The organism is Protofrankia sp. CiP1_Cm_nod2 (genome assembly GCF_920664355.1).
Classification (GTDB): domain Bacteria; phylum Actinomycetota; class Actinomycetes; order Frankiales; family Frankiaceae; genus Protofrankia.
In genome coordinates this window covers 1-1,648 of sequence record NZ_CAKKTL010000379.1, presented here as the reverse complement: position 1 = coordinate 1,648, position 1,648 = coordinate 1, and the positions used below count along the sequence as shown (strand labels likewise).

At 68.6% G+C, this 1,648-nt stretch carries 2 protein-coding genes; both read left to right on the top strand.

All coding sequences use genetic code 11. The features are described 5' to 3' along the window. The first annotated feature begins 251 nt into the window (after nt 1–251). Nucleotides 252–740: a helix-turn-helix domain-containing protein gene (locus NBW84_RS23640; protein WP_250287534.1), complete on the top strand. Its 489-nt coding sequence runs from the start codon at nt 252–254 to the stop codon at nt 738–740. Nucleotides 741–888: 148 nt separating this feature from the next. Beyond that, nucleotides 889–1,230, top strand: coding sequence for a hypothetical protein (locus NBW84_RS23635; RefSeq protein WP_250287532.1), 342 nt, complete (start codon nt 889–891; stop codon nt 1,228–1,230). The last annotated feature ends 418 nt before the right edge of the window (nt 1,231–1,648 follow it).

Here is a 1,648-nt window from a genome sequence, read left to right as displayed (position 1 = left end):
CCGCCGACCGCCGGGCCCGCCCGCCGGTCGGTCACCGGCGCCGCGTTCTGACGACTCCTGGGTGAATGCGGTTTGCGATCTATCGCTTTGAGATCCAGCACTGTGGAACGGTGCTGGTCAGACCTCGACAGCTGGTTCGAGCCCCGCCTGCTATACGGCGAACGGCCAGGTGGGCGGGCGAAACAGGGTATCCTATCGGATACGGATGGGTCTGTGGCTGGAGGCCGGGATGGGAGCCATCGGCACACCGGTTGCTTGAGGCAGCCAGGCTGGAGGCGGGGCTCTCAGGGGCCGAGCTCGCGCGCCGCGCCGGTACCTCCCGGCCGACTGTGGCGGCCTGTGAGCATGGGACGAAGTCACCGACGCTGGAGACGGCGACGCGGCTGCTGGCCGCGGCGGGCTTCCGGTTCGACATCGCACCGGTGCCGCGGTTCGAGATCCTGGAGGATGGGCGCGGTCGGCCGTTCGTCGTGCCGGACCGGCTGCCGCGGCTCCCGCTCGGTGCGGCGTTGGCCCGCGTGCGGCTGCCTGCCCACCTCGACTGGTCCAGCCCGGGGCGGATCTACGATCTCGCGGACCGGCGGCAACGTCATCGGCTGTACGAGATCGTCCTGCGGGAAGGCCGGGCGGAAGACGTTCTCGCCTACGTCGACGGGGCGCTGCTCGTCGACGCGTGGCCGGAGCTGGTGCTGCCCGCTCCGATTCGATGTGCCTGGGAGGAACGGGCCCGCCTGCGATGATCACTGCGTTGCAGCGGGCGGTAGCGGAGTTGTTCTTCAGTCTGCCGGAGAGCGCGGGCTTCGCGGTCGCGGGAGGTGCGGCCCTCATCGCACGTGATCTCGTCGACCGTGGAACCCGCGATGTTGATCTGTTCACCGTGTCCCGCCCGTGGCACCGATCCCCGACGCGGCGGCGGCGTTTGAGCGGGCCGCGGCCAGCCAGGGCTGGATGACCCGGCGGATTCAGCTTTCGGATAGCTTCGCCCGGCTCGTCGTGGAAGCCGAGGCACGCGACTTCACCGATGTGCAAGATCTGGCGGAGGTCGTCACCAAGGACGAGCTCATCCGCCTCGCCCAGGCCCAGGACGACGGCTTCGACCTCCGGGCGTTCGCCGACATGATCGGAACTGTCAGCCGGTTCACCGACGACGACCTGTGCCTGTCCCGTCCGGACGCCGACCGGCTGCGCCGCTTCTTCCACGCCTGGCGTCAGGAGATCTCAGACGGATGAGCCGCAACCGACGCCACTCGCCCACCGTGCCTGACCATCACGACGCGATCATTGTGCGCGCCTGCCCGGTCACGTCACTGCGATGTGCGGGTGGCCGTCGGGGCTGGCAGCGGGCTGGAAACCGAGGGCTGATGCCCGTTGTGTCGCGCGGCAAGCAGCGCGGCGATGACGACCGCGGTTATCAGTCCCGCACGGCTTTTCCGCCAACGTCCCTTACTGTCACGAGGCTGAGTCATACGGTAATAATGCCTGCGGTGTCCAGGTAGATACGAAACGGTCCCCAGCGGACGTGTCCTGCCGGTGCAGGGGGCGCCGGTAAGAATCATGTCGCCAGGTGCGGCGGACCAAGCGCATGCTCCGCTCGCACCCCCGGCTAGTTCAGGATCGCGTAGAGGCGTAGTCCGCCGTACGCGAAGAC